The organism is Clostridium sp. M62/1 (assembly GCF_020736365.1).
GTDB lineage: Bacteria > Bacillota > Clostridia > Lachnospirales > Lachnospiraceae > Otoolea > Otoolea saccharolyticum_A.
In genome coordinates, this window is the sequence record NZ_CP085988.1 from 3,669,682 (window position 1) to 3,690,221 (window position 20,540).

The following is a 20,540-nucleotide window of genomic DNA, read 5'->3' on the forward strand; positions in this document are numbered from 1 at the left end:
CTTACCGCCTCCTGCAGTCTACCGCGACCTTGACTGTCCCGCAGTCCGGATCGCCGATCATATCAAACACCTTGTCACTTTCTTCCAGGGGGACAATATGAGTTACCACCCGCTGAAGCTGTGGTTCCAGCTCCTTGGTCAGCTCTGCCGCCTGGCGAAATTCTTCTCTGGTGTATACTCTGGTTCCCGCCAGTGTCTGTTCCTTAAAATTTATGCTCTGCAGGTTGACCTCGTGGGGCTTTTTATGAATGGATACCACACAGATTTTCCCTCTCACCCGGGTAATCTCTGACATCTCCATGGCAGCGGAGGCAGCACCGCTGCACTCGAAGAGTACATCGCAGCCTTCCCCTCCTGTGGCCTCCTTCACCAGCTTCTCCAGATTTTCTTTTTCCGGGTTGACGGGTATCATTCCCAGCTCCTCTGCCAGGTGAAGGCGTTTTTCAGCCAGATCAGAGATGAAAATTTTTGATGCGCCTGCCCATTTTAAGACAATTCCGCAGAGGATTCCTATGGGCCCTGCTCCGATCACCACTGCCGTGTCCATCATCTGGAAGCCTGACATGTGAATCCCGTGAACCAGCACAGCCAGGGGTTCGATCAGCACAGCCGCCCGGTCGCTGACGCCCTTTGGAACTTTAACCAGAACTGACTCATCTACATAAGCAGTATTGCACATTCCGCCGTCCGTATCAATCCCAATTAAGCCAAGTGTATTGCACACATGCTCATTTCCGCTCCTGCATGCCAGACAGCGGCCGCAGGACAGCAGAGGATAGGGCACAACCCGGTCCCCCTTCTTTATATGTTTTCCGTCCTCCGCAGCGATACCCAGGAACTCATGCCCGAAAATCAGAGGGGCCTTGGCCCTGGGATGTGTTCCCAGCCAGATTCCCACATCTGATCCGCAGACGCCGCAGTACTGTATCTCAAGCCGTATAGTTCCTTCCTTTTTCTGAGGCTCCGGCACCTCCCGAACCTCTGCTTTTTTTGCACCCGCATAGACTAATGCCTTCATCCCGTGATCCCCTTTCTGTCACTTGTTATTTTTCTCAGACATCGTTTTTAAGCATCTGTTTTTGTCAAAACCGCTTCTGTGTAGATGTTCTTCCGCCCTGAAACAGTTCCAGCCTCGTTCTGTCAGGGAGTCCCTCGTTGTCCCCGATATTCATCACCTGAAGGGCGCCTATGGCATTTCCTCTCCGCACCATCTCCAGCATGGAAAGCCCTTCCAGCCTTCCGCTGATCACGCCCGCCGCAAACCCGTCTCCGGCTCCTACCGTATCGATCACCTTTTCCACCCTGTAGCCAGGTATCTGGAAGGATTCGTTTCCGTCTCTCACATATGCTCCTCTGCTTCCGTTTTTTATGATAACCGTTTTTACACCTGTATTCTGATAAAAATCGGCAGCCTCATCCATATCGTCAGTCCGGCAAAGGATCCGGCATTCTGCCCGCCCCGGCAGAACCATGTCCGCCAGAGAGGACAGCTCGTTGATCACCTGACGCATTTCCTCTTCACTGGTCCAGAGGCATGGCCTGAGGTTCGGGTCAAAGCTGGTGTAAATCCCCCGGGCCCTGGCCCTGGCCATCAGGCAGAAGGATGCTTCTCTGGCAGATTCCGATAAAGCCGGAGGAATTCCAGTCACATGTACATGGTCTATCCCGGACAGATCAATCCGCTCCACCTGTGCAGCCGTAATGTGGGAGGCAGCGGAGCCCTTCCTGTAGTAAAAGGTATCCGGATCCTGCCCGTTTTCCGCTCTCCCCTTCAGCTGGATCCCCGTCCGGTACTCGCTGTCAAAGGTAAGCCATTCTGTTCCAATTCCGTTTTCTCTGAGCCGTTTTTCTATATAGTGCCCAAACGGGTCATCCCCCAGCCTTGTCAGGTAGGTGACCTCATGTCCCAGGCGCACCAGCCCGATGGAGACATTGACCTCCGCTCCGGACATTGCCCTGGAAAAATGTCCCGCCTCTGCCAGGGGGCCCGCAGTGTCAGAAATCAGCAGAGCCATTGGCTCGCCGAACAATAATACTTTTCCCATACCATTCTCCCTGCTATGCCTTTCTCACAAGATGAACCGCAAATCCGCCGATCTCTCTCTCGAAATAGATAGCCTGAAGTTCTCCTCCTTCCCTGTATACGGCGCTCTCCTCCCGGAATCGCACGCCTTTTCTCTCCAGATAACTTTTTGCCCTTTCCGGAAAGCACGCCGCAATCGCAATATGCCCTTTCGCGCCGAGATAGGGCTCCTTCATAATTTCTACACTGGTTCCCGCGAATATGGAGGAGGAATTTTCTGCCGGCTCAAAGCCAAACCACTCCTGCAGCACCTGGGCGATCCCGGCCGCCTCTTCTCTTCCCTCACAGTTAATTCCTACATGGGCAATGTGAAAACCAAACAGCTTTTCTGCTGCATTCCGGCACCGCTCCCCGATGGCAGCGAAATTCTCCTCCTTTATCAGTTTTTCCGGAGCCATAAAGCTGCCGCCGCACGCCAGCACAGACGGGAGCTTCAGATAACCGGAAAAAGTCTCTGCCGTAATTCCTCCCGTTGGGATAAACTTCATGCCTGAAAACACAGATGATAAAGTTTTCAGATAGGAAATTCCTCCGCAGCATTCTGCCGGAAAAATTTTCACGGTCGAATACCCCATCTCCCTGGCCTCCTGCACTTCTCCCGGAGTCTGGCAGCCGGGTATGTAGGGGAGATCTCTGAAGGCCCTGGCAAGAGTCCGGTTCCATCCCGGGCTTATCAGAAATTCCGCCCCTGCCTCCATGGCTTCCCGGGCCTGTTTTTCTGTCTCTACCGTCCCGGCCCCCACCAATACCCCGGGAACCTTTTTTTTAATCTCTCTTATTGCCTCCGTACATGCGCCGGTGCGGAAGGTAATTTCCACAGCGGGAAAGCCTGCCCTCACAAGGCATTCTGCCAGAGGCGCCGCCTGCTCCCGCGCCTCAATTTTTACAACGGGAAGGATGCCAATCTGTCCAATCTGTTCCAGTACCTTTTCAAACTCCATAACCGTTTCCTCTGTCTTCCTCTATTCTACAACTGAGATGTCTTCAATCTTGTCTTTTCTGAAATGATATACAATCAGACCCAGCAGTGTCAGTCCAAGGCCGACGACAGCCAGCATGGTCTGGGTTACCAGCGTCATCAGCACCACGAATGCGCCTCCTGCAAAAGCCAGCACCGGGATGACCGGATAACCGGGCACCCTGTACGTTCTCACAATGTCGGGCCGATCCTTTCTGTACTTGATCACTCCCAAAAAGGTCAGAGAGTAGAAAATCCAGATCGTAAACATGCACATATCGGTCAGTGTATTATAGGAACCAGACAGAGCCATAACCACGCTGATCACCGCAATTAAGATGCCGCTGTAAACAGGTGTTCTGAAGGTGGGATGGAGCTTCTTCAGATAACTGCTGCCCGGCAGCTTATTCTGAAGTCCCATGGTATAAGGGATCCTGATAGCCATCATAATGTTGCTGTTCAGGGTTCCAAACACAGAGATCAGGATGCCGATGGTAATCAACTTTGTTCCGATGGAATTTCCGAGAATCACACCGGCTACATCTGCTGCCGGTGTCGCTGTCAGAGCCAGCTCAGGCGCCGGGATGATAAATACATATGCGGTGTTGATCACCGCATAGATCACAACGACGGCAGACAGCCCAAACACGATGGCCTTCGGAAGATCCTTTGCAGGATTTTTCATCTCTCCGGCCACATTTCCCACATGCATCCATCCATCATAGGAGTACATACAGGACAGAACAGCTGCTCCGAAAATGGATACCGCATTTCCCTCTGAGGGCAGAAGCGGCACTACATTCTGAGGATTTGCCCCTTCATAAGTGAATGCCAGAATTATTATGAAAATCAGCGGTATCATTTTTGCCACAGTAAATATCGTCCCAATCCAGCCGCCGACCTTGGCTCCCAGACAGTTCATGACCACCAGAAACAGGATTGCTGCAGCCGACACGATTCCCAGATGACTTTCCGGAAGCCCCATTAAGTTGACTAGCTGCACTGCAAACACAGCTCCCAGAGCTCCGATATTCGCCGGCCAGAAGACGATGGCCTCCACCCATCCAACCAGGTATCCCAGCTGCTTACCAAAAATCTCTTCGATCCACGAGACCATTCCCCCCGTTTTTGGAATGGCCCCCGCCAGCTCTGCCACCGTAAGCCCGCCCAGAAGGCTGATAATACCGGCAGCCACCCAGGCTGCCAGTCCGATTCCAGGAGTTCCTTTTGTGATGGTGAAAACTCCCTGTGCCTTAAAAAATACGCCGGATCCAATTACCATATTGATAATAATCAGAACGACCATGGGAAAGCTCAGTACCTTCTTCAGACCGCTTTTTCCACTTGTTTTTTCCATTGCTTAACCCCTTTTCTGATTTGACAGCCTATAAGGCTGCAACAAATGCGCGAATCCTCTTTAACCCCTCTTTGATAGTATCCATGCTGGTCGCATAGGAGATACGGATGTATCCCTCTCCCATGGCCCCAAAGGCAGAACCCGGTGAGGTGAGAACATTCTGTTCCTCCAAAAGTCTGATGCAGAATTCCTCTGATGTAAGCCCCGTCTCCTTAATATTGACAAACAGGTAGAATGCACCCTTTGGCTTTACCACAGAAATTTTGTCAATACTGTTCAGTCCGTCTACAAACACATCCCGGCGTCTTCTGTATTCATCACGCATGGCCTTTACGCATTCATCGCTTCTTTTCTTATCCCTCAGTGCTTCCGCCGCCGCGTCCTGTATGAAGGCAGAAATACAGGAAACCACATTTTCCTGGAGCTTGGGCATCTGGGAAATGACTTCTTTTGGGCCGCATATATAGCCGATCCTCCAGCCGGTCATGGCATGGGATTTAGAAAATGAATCGATGTAGAGCGTTCTCTCCCTCATGCCCTCCAGAGAAGCAATATTTTCATAAGAATCGTCATCATAGATGAGCTGCTTGTAAACGGCATCCAGAATTACATACAGATCATATTTAACCGCTATATCTGCGACTGCCTGAAGATCCTCTCCCTTGGTCACCCCGCCTGTAGGGTTGGTGGGAGAGTTCAGCAGAATCGCCTTTGTCTTCGGCGTCACCGCCTTCTCCAGTTCCTTTCTGCGGAACACAAAGCCGTCCTCCTCGTAGACCGGAACCGGCACCGGAACGGCACCCGTCATGGCAATCTGCCCCAGGTAGTTGGGATAACAGGGATCTGCCACGATCACCTCATCACCCTGGTTAAACAGGGTAACCATCGTCAGGTAGAGTCCCTCCATAGCTCCCGTGCACATACAGATCTCAGAAACCGGATCATAGGTTATCCCATCAAATTCCTGAAGATAAGCTGCAATCACCTTTCTCGTTTCCAGCAGCCCCGCATTATCTGTGTAGTGTGTATTTCCTGCCAACAGTGAATTCTTTCCAGCCTCTACAATATAGTCCGGCGTTGCAAAATCCGGTTCTCCCAGACAGAAGCTCACCACTCCCTGTTTGTCCTTTGCCAAATCAAACATCCTTCTGATTCCCGACTGGGGCAGTTTTGTCAGTCCTGATAATTTCTTCATGCATTCTCCCTCCGTACATTCCTATTTTTTACTGTTCCCCTTACCGTAATGTATTACTCTCAGTAATCGGTTTAGGTAATTGATTTCGTTAACCGATTACCTAAATTCAGAATACCACCCAATTAAGGATAAGTCAAATGTTTTATTTCTTTTCTATATAGTGCACAATTCTATTTTCACATTTTTGTGAGCTTTTAACCCCAGCCCATATCTGTGATAAACTTTAGAAAAAACAGAGCGCATACAGAGAGGCAGCCGCGCAGGGCAGAGATGAAAGATTCCTGCAGCTGTGCAGGCTGTAACTCCTTCAGATACCAGAGGCCGGCGTGATATTTTCACCTTTTCCGTTCTCAAATCATCTGAAATATGATATTATTAAAAAATCAAATAGAGGATATTTAACTGGAATATTCGAAATAAAGAAAAAACTGCTCGGAGGAAGTTTCTCAATGAAGCAATTAACAATAAAAGATATTGCCGCCCAGGCGAACGTGAGCACGACCACCATCTCACGCTTTCTGAACGGCAAGTACGATTCCATGTCCCTGGAGACAAAGACCCGGATCGAACAGATTATAAAGGAGAGCGGCTATAGGCCGAATAATATTGCCAGAAGCCTGAAATCGAAGTATTCCCGGCTGATCGGTGTGATAATTTCTGACATATCAAACCCCTTTTTTTCTACGCTTTTAGACACAATCAACCAGAGGGCTCTGAAAGCAGGCTATTCGCTTCTGATATCTATTTCTAATAACTCTGCCTCGTCGGAACTGAAGCTTTTAAGAAAGCATCTCGACAACAGTGTGGACGGTCTTCTCATCAACACTGTAGGAGGCAATAACGAAGTCATCAGCCAGATCAGCCAGTCCCTGCCTGTTGTTCTGCTGGATCGAGATATAGAAGGCCTGGGGCTTCCTGTTGTCACTTCCAATAACCGGCAGCTGATGGAAGATATTCTTCTGCACCTTAAGGAAGAACAGTTTGACCAGGTTGTATTGCTGACCGAAGCTCTGGATACCAGCTCTATCCGGAAACTCCGCGCTGATGCTTTTCAGGAAATATGTGCCCGTCTTGACTTTGAAGGGAAGGTTTTTGAGATAGAGCCGAAGAATAGAAAGCAGATCGAAAAGCTGACCGCTGCCCTTGTCTCTAAGGACAGGATCACTGCCTTTATTGCAGCCAATACCCTTGTCCTGCAGGCGCTTCTGGAGCAGATTTCAAAAAAAGGCTGGCAAATTGGAAGCGATCTCGGCATCGTGAGCTTTGACGATTTTCCCTGGAGCTCCTTCATAGGAATCTCCTCCGTCCAGCAGGATTCTGTCAAAATCGGAAGTGAGGCCTTCAAAATCCTGCTAAATGCCATCAACACAGACAACGCCTCTGGAAAAAAGGGCAGTGAATGCGAAAAAATTGTTCCGGGCCGTTTTCACATCAGGCAGTCCAGCATTAACAAAAAAAGGCTGGAGCCGTGAAAGTCTGTTTTGCCAGAAACTGTCTGATAGAGAAACCTCTGCGTGGGATGCCAGGCCAATGCCTGGCATCCCACGCTCTGATTATCTTTCTTTCCCGCCGCCTGCCTTTATAGCCTTACCTTTTTCACCATATCCACAAATTCTCTGTTATTTTTCGTTCTGGCAAACAGATCGAGAATCCGCTCCACCGATTCCTCCGGCTTCAGGGTATTCGTCGCCTTGTGAATAATATCCACAGCCTCTGATTCCAATGGATTCAAGAGCAGATCATCTCTTCTCGTGCCCGACTTGAGAATATCGATAGCCGGGAAGATTCTCTTTTCAGAGAGCTTTCTGTCGAGCACAAGCTCCATGTTTCCGGTTCCCTTGAACTCCTCATAGATTACATCATCCATCCTGCTTCCCGTATCGATCAGGGCTGTGGCCAGAATGGTGAGGCTTCCGCCTTCTCTCATGTTTCTGGCTGCTCCGAAGAAACGCTTGGGCATGTGAAGCGCCGCCGGATCAAGACCTCCGGAAAGAGTGCGGCCGCTGGCCGGAACCACCAGGTTGTAGGCCCGGGCCAGACGGGTCATGCTGTCTAAGAGAATCATCACGTCGCGGCCGTGCTCCACCAGGCGCTTCGCCCGCTCGATTACCATCTCAGACACTCTCTTGTGGCGCTCGGGCAGCTCGTCGAAGGTGGAGTAGATCACTTCCACATTTGGCCCTGTGATGGCCTCCCTGATATCCGTCACCTCCTCCGGACGCTCATCGATTAAGAGGATAATCAGGTGCATATCCGGATGGTTCGTGGTAACTGCCTTGGCCACCTGCTTTAAGAGCGTCGTCTTTCCGGCCTTGGGCGGAGATACAATCATGCCTCGCTGTCCCTTTCCAATGGGGGAGAGCAGATCCAGCACCCGCATGGCGGTGGAATTTCTTGTTCCAGGCATCTCCATGTGAAGTCTCTCATCGGGGAAAATCGGCGTCAGATTCTCGAAGTTGGGTCTTCGCTCTATCACGCTGAGGGGATAGCCATTGACTGACTTAATATACAAGAGAGCTGCAAATTTCTCAGTAGCTGTCTTGATTCTTCTGCTTCCCAGGACAATATCACCTGTCTTTAAATTAAACCGGCGTATCTGGGAGGGAGCCACGTATACGTCATTTTCTCCCGGAAGGAAATTTTCACAGCGGATAAAGCCAAATCCGTCCTGCATTACCTCCAGGATTCCGTTTGCCTCAATGCCGCTGTCCAGATCCTGAAGCTCTGTCTTGACCTCCTCTACCCCCGGATCTCTGTAATCCTGGCTTCTCTGCTCCTGTCCTCTTGCATCATATCTCATATCGGTCTGCTGCTCGTACCTGCCGGATGCCTGAGCACCGGAAGTCCCTGTCATGTCCTGCTCTGTCATGGAATTCTGAAACTGTGAAGGGTTCTGAGGCGCTCTGGAATCCATGCTGCCGGACCAGGCTGAGCCGGCGTTATTTGCAGCACCCATTCCGTTTGAAAAGCGCATCTCTGCTCTGTCATGGTTTCTGTCCTGATATTTCTCCTGGTTTCTATCTTGATTTCTTTCTTGATTTCTATCCTGATTTCTTTCCTGATTTCTGGCCTGGTAGCTGCGCCCGTAGGAGGCATTCTGATTTCTGTAGCCGGAGTTTCCATTTCCTCTGTATCCCTGACCGCCCCTGGAATCGGAGCGATAGTCATTTCTCACATAGGTTCTCTGAGGATGCCTTTCCTCCTGGCGGGAAGAGGATTCACTCTCTTTTACGCTCCTCTCTCCCTTTTCAGACTGGCTGTCATAGGCGGGTGATTTCTCCTGTGCCGGCTCCGGTTCACGGGGCTCAGAGGGCTCTGCAGTCTTTTCGGGCGATTTTTCGCCTGCCGCTTCACACAGACGCTCAATCAGCTCCGCTTTTTTCAGAGCCGTCACACCCTTGATTCCCTGAGCTTTCGCCAGTTCTCTGAGCTGGACTAAAGGCAAGGTCTGAAGTTTTTCTCTCATATTCAATTCTCCTTACTGTGATACTCTATGATCCTTTAAATGCTCGTAAGTCCGGGCGGCGGCAGTGTCGTTTCACACCTGCACAGCAGGGATGGTTCAGGAGGGAACGGTTGCTTTGTCTGCCTTTGTGCCGTCAGGTTTTCACTGCTCTGGCCGCCGCTGTCCTGTGATTTTCTTTTTATTTCTTCATATCTGGGGATTGTAAAGAATTCAGATGCGTTCCCAACCTTGTATCTGGACTCATTATATACTATTCCTTCCGGAATTGCAAAGATTTTATATTTTTTTCATTGGCACTTTACCGGATTGTGGTATGATAGAGCTGTAGGGGGAAGACAGATGAAAATAAGCCAAATCAGAAAGGACTGGTGACACAGAATGGAATATCTGACAATGACCATTGGAAAACAGAAAAATATTGCCCTTATCGCCCATGATCAGAAGAAGCATGAGCTGATTGACTGGTGTGAGGCCCATAAGGAAATTTTAAAGCATCACTTCCTGTGCGGAACGGGAACCACAGCCCGCATGATCACAGAAGCTACAGGACTCCCTGTAAAGGGCTACAACAGCGGCCCTCTGGGGGGAGATCAGCAGATTGGCGCCAAGGTAGTGGAGGGACGGGTTGACTTCATCATCTTTTTCTCCGATCCTCTGACCGCCCAGCCCCACGACCCGGATGTGAAGGCGCTGCTCCGCATTGCCCAGGTGTACGACATCCCCATCGCTAACAACAAGGCCACAGCCGATTTCCTGATCACCTCCAGCTATATGGATTCTGAGTATGAGCACCGGGTGGTAAACTTCCAGGAAAATATTGCAAACAGGGCCAGGACACTGTAAGGCACGCCAAAAAGGGAAGCCCTTCTCTTCCGTTTCGGAAGATAGGCTTCCCTTTTTTCTGCACCGCTCTCTGTCTATATTCCCTGCTGCTGCCTGTAAAGACAGCCTTCATCTCAGGACCGTCCGCCTTGGCCTCTCAGCCCGCTTCCTCAGCCCAGCCTGCCCTTAAAATCCTCGTAGCCGAATTTTTTTATCAGGGTCTCTCTCTTGTCCAGCCCGCGCCAGACAATAGAGGGCAGGGCCATACCGTTGAAGGTATTGGTCTTTACCATGGTATAGAGGGCCATGTCCTCAAATACCACCTGGCTTCCGGCCTCAAGGGGGGTGTCAAAGGAGTAATCCCCTATCACGTCCCCTGCCAGGCAGGTGGGGCCTGCCAGGCGGAAGGTGAATGCCTTCTCCCCCGGAAGTCCGGAGTCTGAAACCGGCGGGCGGTAGGGCATTTCCAGCACGTCCGGCATGTGGCAGGCGGCTGAGGTGTCGAGAATCGCTATGTCGATGCCGTTCTTCACCGTCTCCAGAACTGTGGACACGAGAAAGCCGGCATTCAGCACAACCGCTTCTCCCGGTTCCAGATAAACCGTGAGACCATAGGTATCCCTGAAATGGGAGATAATCCTCTCCAGGCGCTCCACGTCATAGTCATCTCTTGTAATGTGATGTCCGCCTCCCAGGTTCAGCCACTTCATGTTCCCCAGGTATTTTCCGAATTTCTCCTCAAAGGCCGCCGCCGTCTGCTCGAGGGCGTCGGAGTTCTGCTCGCAGAGTGTGTGGAAATGGAGGCCGTCCAACAGGGGGAGCAGGCTCTCATCGAAGTTCTCCGCTGTGGTCCCGAGCCTGGAGCCGGGCGCGCAGGGGTCATAGATAGCGTGTCCCTCCTGGGTGGAACACTCAGGATTTACCCGAAGGCCCACGGATTTTCCCGCAGCCCTCGCCCGCTCCCCATACTTTCTCAGCTGGGAGGGGGAGTTAAAGACCAGGTGATCTGCATAGCTTAACAGCTCCTCAAACTCGTCCTCCCGGTAGGCCGGTGAAAATACATGGGTTTCCCCTCCGAACTCCTCCCTGCCCAGTCTCGCCTCATAGAGACCGCTGGCGGTACTGCCCGCCAGGTATTCCCTTATGAGGGGATAGGCAAAAAAGGTGGAGAACGCCTTCTGGGCCAGAAGAATACGGCAGCCCGTATCCTCCTGCACCTTTTTCAAAATCTCCAGGTTTTTTCTGAGCCTTTCCTCGTCTATGAGAAAATACGGGGTGGAAACGGGAGCCTTCCCGCTTTTTCCCGGGAAGGCTTCTCCCCTCTCTGCACCTGCTTTTGTTTCCAGCTCTGTGTTCATCAAGGGCCTGACCTCCTAGTCTACGAGAACCGGATCGTGGGATTCCTTCCAGGGAAGTCCCCACTTGTTCAGGGCTTCCATGAATGGATCCGGATCAAACTGCTCCATGTTCCATACGCCTGGCTTCTGCCACTTTCCTGTCATCACCATCATGGCGCCGATCATCGCCGGAACTCCTGTGGTGTAGGCAACCGCCTGGGAGCCTACCTCCTTATAGCACTCCTGGTGATCGCAGATATTGTAGAGATAATAATTTTTCTCTTTGCCGTCCTTCTTTCCGCGGAAAATGCAGCCGATATTTGTCTTTCCCTTGGTTCTCGGGCCCAGAGAGGACGGGTCAGGAAGGACTGCCTTTAAGAACTGAAGAGGAATAATCTCCTTCCCCTCATACATAATCGGCTCGATGGAGGTCATTCCCACATTCTCCAGACATTTCAAGTGTGTCAGGTAGCTCTGTCCGAAGGTCATGAAAAAGCGGATGCGCTTGATTCCCGGAATGTTCAGGGCAAGGCTCTCGATCTCCTCATGGTGAAGCAGGTACATATCCTTCTCTCCCACACCGTCGAAATTGTAGACGCGCTTGATCTCCATGGGCTCTGTCTCTACCCAGTGGCCGTCCTCCCAGTAGGAGCCTTTGGCGGAAACCTCGCGGATATTGATCTCCGGGTTAAAATTCGTTGCAAACGGATAGCCATGGTCGCCGCCGTTGCAGTCCAGTATGTCAATGTAGTTGATCTCGTCAAACTCATGCTTTAACGCGTAGGCGGAAAATACGCTGGTCACGCCCGGATCAAAGCCGCTTCCCAGAAGGGCTGTAATGCCGGCCTTCTCGAAGCGCTCCCTGTAGGCCCACTGCCAGCTGTACTCGAACTTGGCCGTATCTTCCGGCTCATAGTTGGCTGTGTCCACATAGTGGGTCCTGGTGGCAAGGCAGGCCTCCATGATAGTCAGATCCTGGTACGGAAGAGCCAGGTTTAACACCACATCCGGCTTCACCTCATTGATCAGCGCAACCAGAGCGTCCACATCGTTTGCGTCCACCTGAGCTGTGGTGATCTTTGTGGAGGTAGTGCCCTCCAGCTTCTCCTTCAGCGCATCGCACTTCGACTTTGTCCTGCTGGCAATGCAGATCTCCTCAAAAACTTCGCTGTTCTGACAGCACTTGTGAATGGCAACGGATGCTACTCCTCCGCAGCCGATGATTAATGCTTTTCCCATGACTTTATCCTCCTTAAAATTAAATTTACTTGTCTTTCTGCATAGCCAGCACCATTTCTCTGACAATCTTGCAGGCGGCAGCCGTGGAGCTTCCGCTCTGGTCGTAGTGAGGGCTCAGCTCGTTGACATCGCAGCCGACGATGTTGGCCCTGCTGCACACCAATGTCACAGCCCTTCTCAGCTCGTCAAAGCTCACTCCGCCCGGCTCCGGCGTACCTGTCCCCGGAAATACGGACGGGTCCATCACATCCAGATCAACGGTAAAGTAGACCGGCTTTCCTTCCAGACGGCTGAGTGTCTCTGAGAGCCCGTCAAAGTTAAAGGGGTTCAGGGATGTGTGCTCCTTCGCCCACTCAAACTCCCTGCGCTCTCCGGATCGGATTCCAAACTGGAAGATTTTTCCGTCTCCTGTAAGCTCCCAGCACCGCCTGATGACGCAGGCGTGGGACAGGGGCTCTCCCAGATAATCCTCCCTGAGATCGGTGTGGGCGTCAAAGTGAATGATATGTACATCCGGATATTTTCTGTGTACAGCTCTGAAGCTGCCGAGGGTGACGAGATGCTCTCCTCCCAGCATGAAGGGCCGTTTTCCTGCATTGAGAATCGTGGACGCGCACTCCTCTATATCTGCAAGAGCCCGTCTGGGATCTCCAAAGCCCAGTTCCAGATCTCCCGCGTCCATCACACGGCTGTCCTCCAGATCCCGATCCTGATAGGGGCTGTAGGTTTCAAGCCCATAGGACTCCCGGCGGATGGCGTCACTGCCAAACCTGGTTCCGGGGCGAAAGGAGGTAGTGGAGTCAAAGGGTGCTCCGAATACCACCGTGTCCGCCTGGTCAAATTCCCAGTCGAATCCCATATAGACCGATACGTTGGCAGACAGCTCCAAAGGCTTCTTTTCCGACGCCTGTCCAGATACGCTTTCTGACATTTTCGTTTCCTCTCTTTACTGTATATTTTCCTGTATATCTGCCTGTTTTGAAAAGACTATTCCACCTCTTCCAGCAGACGCTCTACATAGGCCGGAAGGTAGAAGGCTCCTCTGTGCAGGGTCGTCGTATAGTAGCGGCAGGACAGGCCTCTTAAATTCCAGGCAGCCTCCTTTAAATCCTTTAAGGGATGGTACTTTCTGGAAGCAAAGCCGAACAGCCAGTGGCCGGAGGGGTAAGTGGGAATGTGCGCCTGGTACACGCGGCTGATGGGGAATGACTCCACAATCCGCTTGTGGGCGCGCTGGCAGGCAACGGCGTCCTCCGGGTAGAAGGGGCTCTCGTGCTGGTTGACCATAATCCCGTCCTCGTGAAGGGCCTTAAAGCAGCTCCCGTAAAACTCCCTCGTAAACAGTCCCTCTCCCGGGCCAAAGGGATCCGTGGAGTCCACAATAATCAGATCGTATTTGTCCTCGCAGGAGCGCACAAACCTTACTCCGTCCTCATAGTGGATGCTCACCCTCGGATCGTCCAGGCGGCAGGCTGTCTTGGGAAGATATTTTCTGCACACCTCCACCACCAGCTCGTCGATCTCCACCAGATCGATGTGCTCAATCTCCGGGTATCTGGTCAGCTCCCTGATCACGCCGCCGTCCCCGGCTCCGATGACAAGGACCTGCTTTACGGCAGGATGAACGGCCATGGGCACATGGGTGATCATCTCGTGGTAGATAAATTCATCCTTTTCCGTCAGCATCATATATCCGTCCAGCGTCAGAAACCGGCCAAACTCCGGTGAATCAAACACATCAATCCGCTGAAACTCGCTTTTTCCGCTGTAAAGCTGGCGGTCAACCCTGATTGACAGCTTTACGTTTGAGGTCTGCTCCTCAGAAAACCAGTATTCCATCTTTTCTCCTTTCCCTGAAGCCTGTCATCAGCTCCTGCTCCCTTTTATTACGTTAAGCCTCAGGATATCTGCGTCCTCCGGCCCTGTCATGGTACAGCCCTTTTCTTTTGCAAAGGCAATGTAGGCGAGAATCTCGTCTGTGATCCTTTCACCAGGCGCCAGAATCGGGATGCCCGGCGGATAGCACATGACAAACTCGCTGCAGATGTACCCGGCCGTCTCCTCGATGGGGAGGGACTCCTTGTCTGCATAAAAGGCCTCCTGAGGCGACACTGCCACCTGGGGATCGATGTATTCCGGAACCGTCATCCCCGTCCCTTCCTTTCCGAAGCGCCTTCGTATCTCTGAAAGGGCGCTCACCAGGCGCTCCAGATCTCTTTGTCTGTCACCGATGGACAGGTAGGCCAGGAAATTGCCCAGATCGCCGAACTCAATCTGAATATCATACTCATCCCGAAGCAGGTCGTAGACCTCGATTCCTGCAAGCCCCACATCCAAAGTGTGAACCGAGAGCTTTGTCACATCAAAGTCATAGATACTGTCTCCGTTTATCAGTTCCTTTGAAAAGGCGTAGTAGCCTCCGATGGCGTTGATCTCGCCTCTGGCGTAATCTGCCATGCGCACCACCTCTGCGAAGGCCTCCTTTCCCCTGAGAGCCAGATTCCGTCTGGAAATGTCCAGACTTGACAGGAGCAGGTAGGATCCGCTGGTGGTCTGGGTCAGGTTGATGATCTGGCGCACATGTCCCACATTCATGGCCGGGCCGGTGAGAAGCAGAGAGCTCTGGGTCAGGCTCCCTCCCGACTTGTGCATGGAAACAGCCGCCATATCCGCTCCTGCTGCCATGGCTGAGACAGGCAGGTTTTCTCCAAAGTAAAAATGTGTGCCGTGGGCCTCATCCGCCAGACAGAGCATTCCATTTTCGTGGGCCAGCCTCACAATCTCCCGGAGATTAGAGCAGATCCCGTAGTAGGTGGGATTGTTCACCAGCACAGCTTTTGCCTCCGGATTCTCCCTGATAGCCCGTTCTACCTGTTCCACCTTCATTCCCAGGGGAATCCCCAGGCGCATATCGCACTCCGGGTTTACATAAACCGGAACCGCCCCGCAGAGAATCAGCGCCCCCACCACGCTCCGGTGAACATTTCTGGGCAGGATAATCTTATCGCCCCTCTTTACCACAGAGAGGATCATGCTCTGCACGGCTGATGTGGTTCCCCCCACCATCAGAAAGGCGTGGGCGGCGCCGAAGGCTTCGGCTGCCAGGCGCTCTGCCTCGGCGATCACGGAAACCGGGTGGCAGAGATTATCCAGGGGCTTCATGGAGTTCACATCAATTCCCACACATTTTTCTCCCAGAAGCCCTGCCAGCTCCGGGTTTCCTCTTCCCCTCTTATGTCCCGGCACGTCAAACGGGACCACTCTCATACTCTTAAAACGCTCGAGTGCCTCGAAAATCGGGGCATTTTCCTGAGTGAATGTCTCCACGGGCGTTTCCTCCTCTCCTGCGGCGCGGCCCCGCATCAGTAAATATTTCTGCCGCTGAATATCTCTATCATCTCCCGCCGGAGGCTGTTCATAATTTCCAGCCTGACTTTCGGCGGCAGCTCGTAAATATCGGTCTTAAACAGATAATTCTGAAGATCTACCTCTTTTACCATCATCTTTGTGTGGAACAAGTTAGCCTCATATACATTGATATCCACCGCGTCATAGCGCAGCAGGATTTCCGGGTCAATGTAGTCCTGAATGGACGTAACCCTGTGATCCATAAACAGCTTTCTGCCGTCCATATCTCTTGTAAACCCTCTGACACGGTAATCCATGGTGATAATATCTGAGTCAAAGGAACGGATCAGATAGTCCAGAGTGGAAAGAGGGGTAATTTCCCCGCAGGTGGCCACATCGATATCCACCCGGAAGGTGGCAAGGCAGGTTTCCGGATGGTACTCCGGATAGGTATGTACCGTCACATGGCTTTTGTCCAGATGGGCCAGCTGAGTCTCCCCTGCCGGAATCATGCTGCCCTCGGCAATCAGAATCGTCACAGACGCCCCCTGGGGATCGTAGTCCTGCTTGGCAATATTTAAAACCCTCGCCCCGATCATATCCGTCAGGCTTGTGAGGATTCCCGTCAGACGCTCAGAATTGTACTGCTCGTCAATATAGGCAATATAATCTCTCTGCTCCCTGGCTGTCTTTGCGTAGCAGACATCATAAATATTAAAGCTCAGGGACTTGGTCAGGTTGTTAAACCCGTACAGCTTCAGTTTCTCCCCCATATCTTTACTCCTCTTTCTGTAATCGCCTGGCCCTTGGCCGTTTTCTTTCACCGGACTGATTCTCATTTTGCAGGGCACTTTGCTCTGCAGACCGTCTGCTTTCTTTTATAATTTATAATAAAAAAACCGCAGGGACTGTACGCCTGTTCGCACACAATCCTTGCGGTATGTTCCATGTTTTTATATGCTGCCCTCTCCCTCTTCTGCTCTCAGTGATGTTCTCTCCAGATACACACAGCTTTCAGCAGGAATGCCCCAGTATCTTCCCAGAGCGCTTTCCGAAATAATGCACTTTCCGAAACCGGGAAGCTCACGCACCTTCAGCCTCAAAATCCGGCCTGGCCCTTCCGCTGAAGGAACCCGCAGAGCAGAAATCGCGCCTTCCTCCCGCGCCTTTCTCTGACAGGCACAGCGCTTCTGCCGGCATCTTCGGCTTTCTGTATGTATGTTACTCAATCCTGACAGCGCCTCAAAGGGCTGGAGCGTGTATCACGGAAGTCTCTTCCGGGGCCACGCATATTCTCATGGAATGACAAATTTCAGAGTCTATATAGCAAATATCTCACTTTTACTACTCTTATTGACCGTTTCACAAGTGGTTGCACGCAGACTGCGTATCGGTTGTAAAGTAACCAACTTATAAAATTTGAGCTTTGGCTCAATCAATAAGGCAACAAAATGTTACCAGTTCGGCACTTGCCCCGGCTGTCCGTATGGCCTTAACCCTTTCAGGTGGGCAAAAATATTTGCATGGAAACTCTGCTTTCACTTTGATCCCATGACGGGTTTACTATATCTGATTTTTTCTTTTTTGTCAATGGATTTTATTGTTTTTCCGTCTGGTTCTGCCCTCCGTCCGGCTGCTCCTTTCTGGCATCACAGGCCGCCTTCAAAAGGAGTTCCTTTTCATTGAGAGCAGGCTCTGAGAGGACAAGCTCAAACAGGTATCTGAGCCTCTCCCCCATCTCCTTACCGGGCTTCATCCCTGCGGCGATCAGATCATTTCCCGTCACCGCCAGATCCTTTAACCGGATGCAGTCCCCCCGCTCCCTCACCCTGCGGCATCGGGACTCGGTTTTCAGGACGTCCTCCATCTGCTCTGGAAAAACGGTTTTTCTCATGAGAAGCAGGCTGTCGAACAGGCTGTCCTCCATCTGGCTCATCATTCTTCTGAGGGCCGGCCCGTCTTCCGGAAGCGTTTCCTCCATAAAGCGTACCAGGGTTTTAACCCTTCGGATGGTGTCATTGTCCAGTTTCAGCTCCCTGAGAATGGTGCAGGCGCCCTTTTCTCCCAAATGCCCTAAAAAGACTGCATACCTGAGAGATTTTTCCTGGGGCAGAAGGGCGCTTCTCTTCAGGCGCTCCTCCAGATTGATGCCTGACTCCCTGGCTTTTGAAAAGATCCCAGGAAACCCTGCCGTCATGTAGGGACACATCCCCGTGTCCTCCATGACCAGCACCCCCTGGGGGCGCCCGGAGAGGAGGGTTTTGGTGAGCTCCACCTGTATCCGCTCCTTGCTCACATGAGCCAGATTGGGGGCGATCCCCGAGAGAGCCCTGTAGGTTTCCTCCTCAATACTAAAGTCCAGCTGGGAGGCAAAGCGGACTGCCCTCATAATCCGAAGAGCATCCTCACCAAACCGCTCCACCGCATTTCCCACGCACCGGATCGTGCGGTTTTTCAGATCCTCCATGCCTCCGAAGATGTCCACCAGGCCCGTTTCAGGGCTGTAGGCCATGGCGTTTATGGTAAAGTCCCGGCGGCGCAGGTCCTCCCTCAGATCAGAGGTAAACTCCACCTCCCTGGGGTGGCGTCCATCCTCATACTCGCCGTCGATCCGGTAGGTGGTGATCTCATAGCCCACGTGATCCCGGATCACCGTGACAGTCCCGTGCTGAAGCCCTGTGTCCACTGTTTTTCCGAATACCGCCTTAACCTCCACAGGTTTTGCCGAGGTGGTAATATCCCAGTCTCCCGGAATACGGTTCAGGATAGTATCCCGCACACAGCCGCCCACCGCAAATGCCTCGTATCCGCTGTCTCTCAGCTTTTTCAGGAGCCACTCTACCTGAGGGGGAATTTTTATTGTAAACTCTGCCTTTTTCGTAATATCCATCTGTTTTGCTCTGCTCCTTTGCCCTTATCCGTTCCCTCACTGCTGCTCTGTGGCAGGGCTGTCACATGGCAAGGCGCAGTGCAGGGGCCTTTAGTATGCCTTGCCCCAGTAAACCATCTTCACTGCCGGCTTTCCGCAGCAGACGCAGGTGTCAGCCACCTTCTCCTGCTTAAACGGCATACATCTGGACGTAACGCCCACGGTTTCCTTCAGCTTGTCCTCGCACTCCTGGCAGCCGCACCACATGGCCTTGATAAATCCCGGCTTATTGTCTGCCAGCTCCTTCATCTCCTCCATATTGGTGGCTGTGTAGGTGTGGGCGTCCCGGTGGGCTCTTGCCCGCTCAAACATATCGTGCTGGATGGTATCAAGCAGCTCTGTCACCTTCTCCTTGATCTCATCTAAGGAGACTGTGATCTTTTCATGGGTGTCACGGCGCACCAGCACAGCCTGATTCTGTTCCAGATCCTTCGGTCCGATCTCCACACGCACCGGAATGCCGCGCATCTCAGATTCGCTGAACTTCCAGCCCGGACTCTTGTCAGAGTCATCTACCTTCACGCTGAAGCCGGAGAGAATATCCTTTAACTCGTATGCCTTGTCGAGAACTCCCTCTGCCTGCTGGCGGATCGGCACAATCACTACCTGTGTGGGAGCGATCCTCGGAGGAAGTACAAGGCCGCTGTCGTCTCCATGCACCATGATGATGGCTCCGATCAGACGGGTTGTCATTCCCCAGGAGGTCTGGTGAACGTATTTTAACTTATTGTCCTTATCGGAGAACTGGATACCGAAAGCCTTTGCAAATCCATCGCCGAAGTTGTGGCTGGTGCCGGACTGAAGGGCTTTTCCGTCATGCATCAGGGCCTCGATCGTATAGGTAGCCTCTGCTCCCGCAAATTTCTCTTTATCCGTTTTTCTTCCGCGGATGACAGGCATCGCCAGAACCTCCTCGCAGAAATCAGCGTAAAGGTTTAACATCAGCTCTGTCCTCTCCTCTGCCTCCTCTGCTGTGGCGTGGGCTGTATGTCCCTCCTGCCATAAGAACTCTCTGGAGCGCAGGAACGGTCTTGTGGTTTTCTCCCAGCGCACAACCGAGCACCACTGGTTGTAAAGCTTTGGCAGATCCCTGTAGGACTGAATATCTCTTGCGTAGAAATCGCAGAACAGGGTCTCGGAGGTCGGGCGCACGCACATTCTCTCCTGGAGGGGCTCAAGTCCGCCGTGCGTTACCCAGGCAACCTCCGGCGCAAATCCCTCTACATGATCCTTCTCCTTCTGAAGCAGGCTTTCCGGAATAAACATGGGCATGTATACATTCTGTACCCCTGTCTCCTTAAAGCGTCTGTCCAACTCCTTCTGAATATTCTCCCAAATGGCGTATCCGTCCGGCTTAATGACCATACATCCCTTCACGCTGGAATAATCCACCAGCTCTGCCTTTTTTACCACATCTGTGTACCACTGGGCAAAGTCCACATCCATGGAAGTGATGGCTTCCACCAATTTCTTTTCTTTAGCCATGGTTATCTCCTCTCTCATACTCTGTTTTCTTTTTCTTTTCTGCCGCATCTCGATTCCGGCGATTCTCTGTTCCGGCGCTCAGCGGGTCTTTCCCGCCGCAGCCCCTATCTCTGCAGGCAGATTGCTTTTGGGCGAAGTACCTTTCTTTCACAGGCTCGGAAGAATTTCCTATAAAACAGAATCCTGCTTCGCAGGATTCTCCGCCAGCGGCGGGCCGCAAAAGCGACATTTTCCTCGTATTATATAGTAGTAGTGTTTATAGACCCTCTCCAAGGTCTGTATGCTATACTGTTTGGAGATACTGTGGATTGGTTTCATTTT

16 protein-coding genes are annotated in these 20,540 nt (G+C 52.1%); 2 read left to right on the forward strand and 14 right to left on the reverse strand.

The window, feature by feature from the left end; all coding sequences use genetic code 11:
- Position 1: 1 nt before the first annotated feature.
- The 5 genes from LK436_RS17065 to LK436_RS17085 all read right to left on the reverse strand — a co-directional run bounded on the left by LK436_RS17065 (position 2) and on the right by LK436_RS17085 (position 5,593).
- Positions 2–1,018, reverse strand: a complete 1,017-nt coding sequence (locus LK436_RS17065) for a zinc-dependent alcohol dehydrogenase (protein WP_008398891.1) — start codon at positions 1,016–1,018, stop codon at positions 2–4.
- Between the two features lie 64 nt (positions 1,019–1,082).
- Positions 1,083–2,045, reverse strand: coding sequence for a sugar kinase (locus LK436_RS17070; RefSeq protein ID WP_008398892.1), 963 nt, complete (start codon positions 2,043–2,045; stop codon positions 1,083–1,085).
- Between the two features lie 13 nt (positions 2,046–2,058).
- Positions 2,059–3,024, reverse strand: a complete 966-nt coding sequence (locus LK436_RS17075) for a bifunctional 4-hydroxy-2-oxoglutarate aldolase/2-dehydro-3-deoxy-phosphogluconate aldolase (protein ID WP_008398893.1) — start codon at positions 3,022–3,024, stop codon at positions 2,059–2,061.
- A 21-nt stretch (positions 3,025–3,045) separates the two neighbouring features.
- The gene (locus tag LK436_RS17080) at positions 3,046–4,398 is read right to left on the reverse strand and encodes an APC family permease (protein WP_008398894.1); all 1,353 of its coding nucleotides are present in this window, start codon (positions 4,396–4,398) and stop codon (positions 3,046–3,048) included.
- Between the two features lie 28 nt (positions 4,399–4,426).
- Entirely contained in the window at positions 4,427–5,593 is a 1,167-nt protein-coding gene (locus LK436_RS17085) for a pyridoxal phosphate-dependent aminotransferase (RefSeq protein WP_008398895.1), read from the reverse strand.
- A gap of 449 nt (positions 5,594–6,042) precedes the next feature.
- Between LK436_RS17085 and LK436_RS17090 the strand changes: the two genes are divergently transcribed.
- Entirely contained in the window at positions 6,043–7,065 is a 1,023-nt protein-coding gene (locus LK436_RS17090; RefSeq protein WP_015544288.1) for a LacI family DNA-binding transcriptional regulator, read from the forward strand.
- 107 nt (positions 7,066–7,172) lie between these two features.
- Here the strand turns inward: LK436_RS17090 and rho are convergent, their stop codons facing one another.
- The gene (rho, locus tag LK436_RS17095; RefSeq protein ID WP_008398898.1) at positions 7,173–9,059 is read right to left on the reverse strand and encodes a transcription termination factor Rho; all 1,887 of its coding nucleotides are present in this window, start codon (positions 9,057–9,059) and stop codon (positions 7,173–7,175) included.
- 378 nt (positions 9,060–9,437) lie between these two features.
- Here rho and LK436_RS17100 point away from each other — a divergent pair, with 378 nt between their 5' ends.
- Positions 9,438–9,902 carry a methylglyoxal synthase gene (locus LK436_RS17100; protein WP_008398900.1) on the forward strand — a complete coding sequence of 155 codons (465 nt, stop codon included), beginning with the start codon at positions 9,438–9,440 and terminating at the stop codon, positions 9,900–9,902.
- A gap of 149 nt (positions 9,903–10,051) precedes the next feature.
- Here LK436_RS17100 and nspC read toward each other — a convergent pair whose 3' ends face one another.
- From nspC to proS, 8 genes are all read right to left on the reverse strand, one after another.
- Complete coding sequence (gene nspC / locus LK436_RS17105) at positions 10,052–11,239, reverse strand: carboxynorspermidine decarboxylase (RefSeq protein WP_008398901.1); 1,188 nt, start codon at positions 11,237–11,239, stop codon at positions 10,052–10,054.
- 15 nt (positions 11,240–11,254) lie between these two features.
- Positions 11,255–12,457, reverse strand: coding sequence for a saccharopine dehydrogenase family protein (locus LK436_RS17110; RefSeq protein ID WP_008398902.1), 1,203 nt, complete (start codon positions 12,455–12,457; stop codon positions 11,255–11,257).
- A gap of 25 nt (positions 12,458–12,482) precedes the next feature.
- Complete coding sequence (gene speB, locus LK436_RS17115; protein ID WP_008398903.1) at positions 12,483–13,388, reverse strand: agmatinase; 906 nt, start codon at positions 13,386–13,388, stop codon at positions 12,483–12,485.
- A gap of 56 nt (positions 13,389–13,444) precedes the next feature.
- Positions 13,445–14,296 (reverse strand): polyamine aminopropyltransferase, encoded by an 852-nt coding sequence (speE, locus tag LK436_RS17120; protein ID WP_008398904.1) that lies wholly within the window; start codon positions 14,294–14,296, stop codon positions 13,445–13,447.
- 27 nt (positions 14,297–14,323) lie between these two features.
- Positions 14,324–15,820, reverse strand: coding sequence for an aminotransferase class I/II-fold pyridoxal phosphate-dependent enzyme (locus LK436_RS17125; protein WP_008398905.1), 1,497 nt, complete (start codon positions 15,818–15,820; stop codon positions 14,324–14,326).
- Positions 15,820–16,578 carry an adenosylmethionine decarboxylase gene (gene speD, locus LK436_RS17130; RefSeq protein WP_021965875.1) on the reverse strand — a complete coding sequence of 253 codons (759 nt, stop codon included), beginning with the start codon at positions 16,576–16,578 and terminating at the stop codon, positions 15,820–15,822. The genes LK436_RS17125 and speD overlap by 1 nt, the downstream gene beginning before the upstream one ends.
- An 824-nt stretch (positions 16,579–17,402) precedes the next feature.
- Positions 17,403–18,695, reverse strand: coding sequence for a CCA tRNA nucleotidyltransferase (locus tag LK436_RS17135; RefSeq protein WP_008398908.1), 1,293 nt, complete (start codon positions 18,693–18,695; stop codon positions 17,403–17,405).
- A 90-nt stretch (positions 18,696–18,785) separates the two neighbouring features.
- Entirely contained in the window at positions 18,786–20,219 is a 1,434-nt protein-coding gene (gene proS / locus LK436_RS17140) for a proline--tRNA ligase (protein WP_015573448.1), read from the reverse strand.
- Positions 20,220–20,540: the final 321 nt, after the last annotated feature.

What these genes read in the sequence shown, in the direction of transcription:
- proS (WP_015573448.1), bottom strand. Translation starts at nt 20,219, where the DNA reads ATGGCTAAAGAAAAGAAATTGGTGGAAGCCATCACTTCCATGGATGTG.
- rho (WP_008398898.1), bottom strand. Translation starts at nt 9,059, where the DNA reads ATGAGAGAAAAACTTCAGACCTTGCCTTTAGTCCAGCTCAGAGAACTG.
- LK436_RS17110 (WP_008398902.1), bottom strand. Translation starts at nt 12,457, where the DNA reads ATGGGAAAAGCATTAATCATCGGCTGCGGAGGAGTAGCATCCGTTGCC.
- LK436_RS17100 (WP_008398900.1), top strand. Translation starts at nt 9,438, where the DNA reads ATGGAATATCTGACAATGACCATTGGAAAACAGAAAAATATTGCCCTT.
- LK436_RS17065 (WP_008398891.1), bottom strand. Translation starts at nt 1,018, where the DNA reads ATGAAGGCATTAGTCTATGCGGGTGCAAAAAAAGCAGAGGTTCGGGAG.
- LK436_RS17125 (WP_008398905.1), bottom strand. Translation starts at nt 15,820, where the DNA reads ATGCGGGGCCGCGCCGCAGGAGAGGAGGAAACGCCCGTGGAGACATTC.
- speE (WP_008398904.1), bottom strand. Translation starts at nt 14,296, where the DNA reads ATGGAATACTGGTTTTCTGAGGAGCAGACCTCAAACGTAAAGCTGTCA.
- LK436_RS17135 (WP_008398908.1), bottom strand. Translation starts at nt 18,695, where the DNA reads ATGGATATTACGAAAAAGGCAGAGTTTACAATAAAAATTCCCCCTCAG.
- LK436_RS17080 (WP_008398894.1), bottom strand. Translation starts at nt 4,398, where the DNA reads ATGGAAAAAACAAGTGGAAAAAGCGGTCTGAAGAAGGTACTGAGCTTT.
- LK436_RS17075 (WP_008398893.1), bottom strand. Translation starts at nt 3,024, where the DNA reads ATGGAGTTTGAAAAGGTACTGGAACAGATTGGACAGATTGGCATCCTT.
- LK436_RS17090 (WP_015544288.1), top strand. Translation starts at nt 6,043, where the DNA reads ATGAAGCAATTAACAATAAAAGATATTGCCGCCCAGGCGAACGTGAGC.
- speB (WP_008398903.1), bottom strand. Translation starts at nt 13,388, where the DNA reads ATGTCAGAAAGCGTATCTGGACAGGCGTCGGAAAAGAAGCCTTTGGAG.
- LK436_RS17070 (WP_008398892.1), bottom strand. Translation starts at nt 2,045, where the DNA reads ATGGGAAAAGTATTATTGTTCGGCGAGCCAATGGCTCTGCTGATTTCT.
- LK436_RS17085 (WP_008398895.1), bottom strand. Translation starts at nt 5,593, where the DNA reads ATGAAGAAATTATCAGGACTGACAAAACTGCCCCAGTCGGGAATCAGA.
- nspC (WP_008398901.1), bottom strand. Translation starts at nt 11,239, where the DNA reads ATGAACACAGAGCTGGAAACAAAAGCAGGTGCAGAGAGGGGAGAAGCC.
- speD (WP_021965875.1), bottom strand. Translation starts at nt 16,578, where the DNA reads ATGGGGGAGAAACTGAAGCTGTACGGGTTTAACAACCTGACCAAGTCC.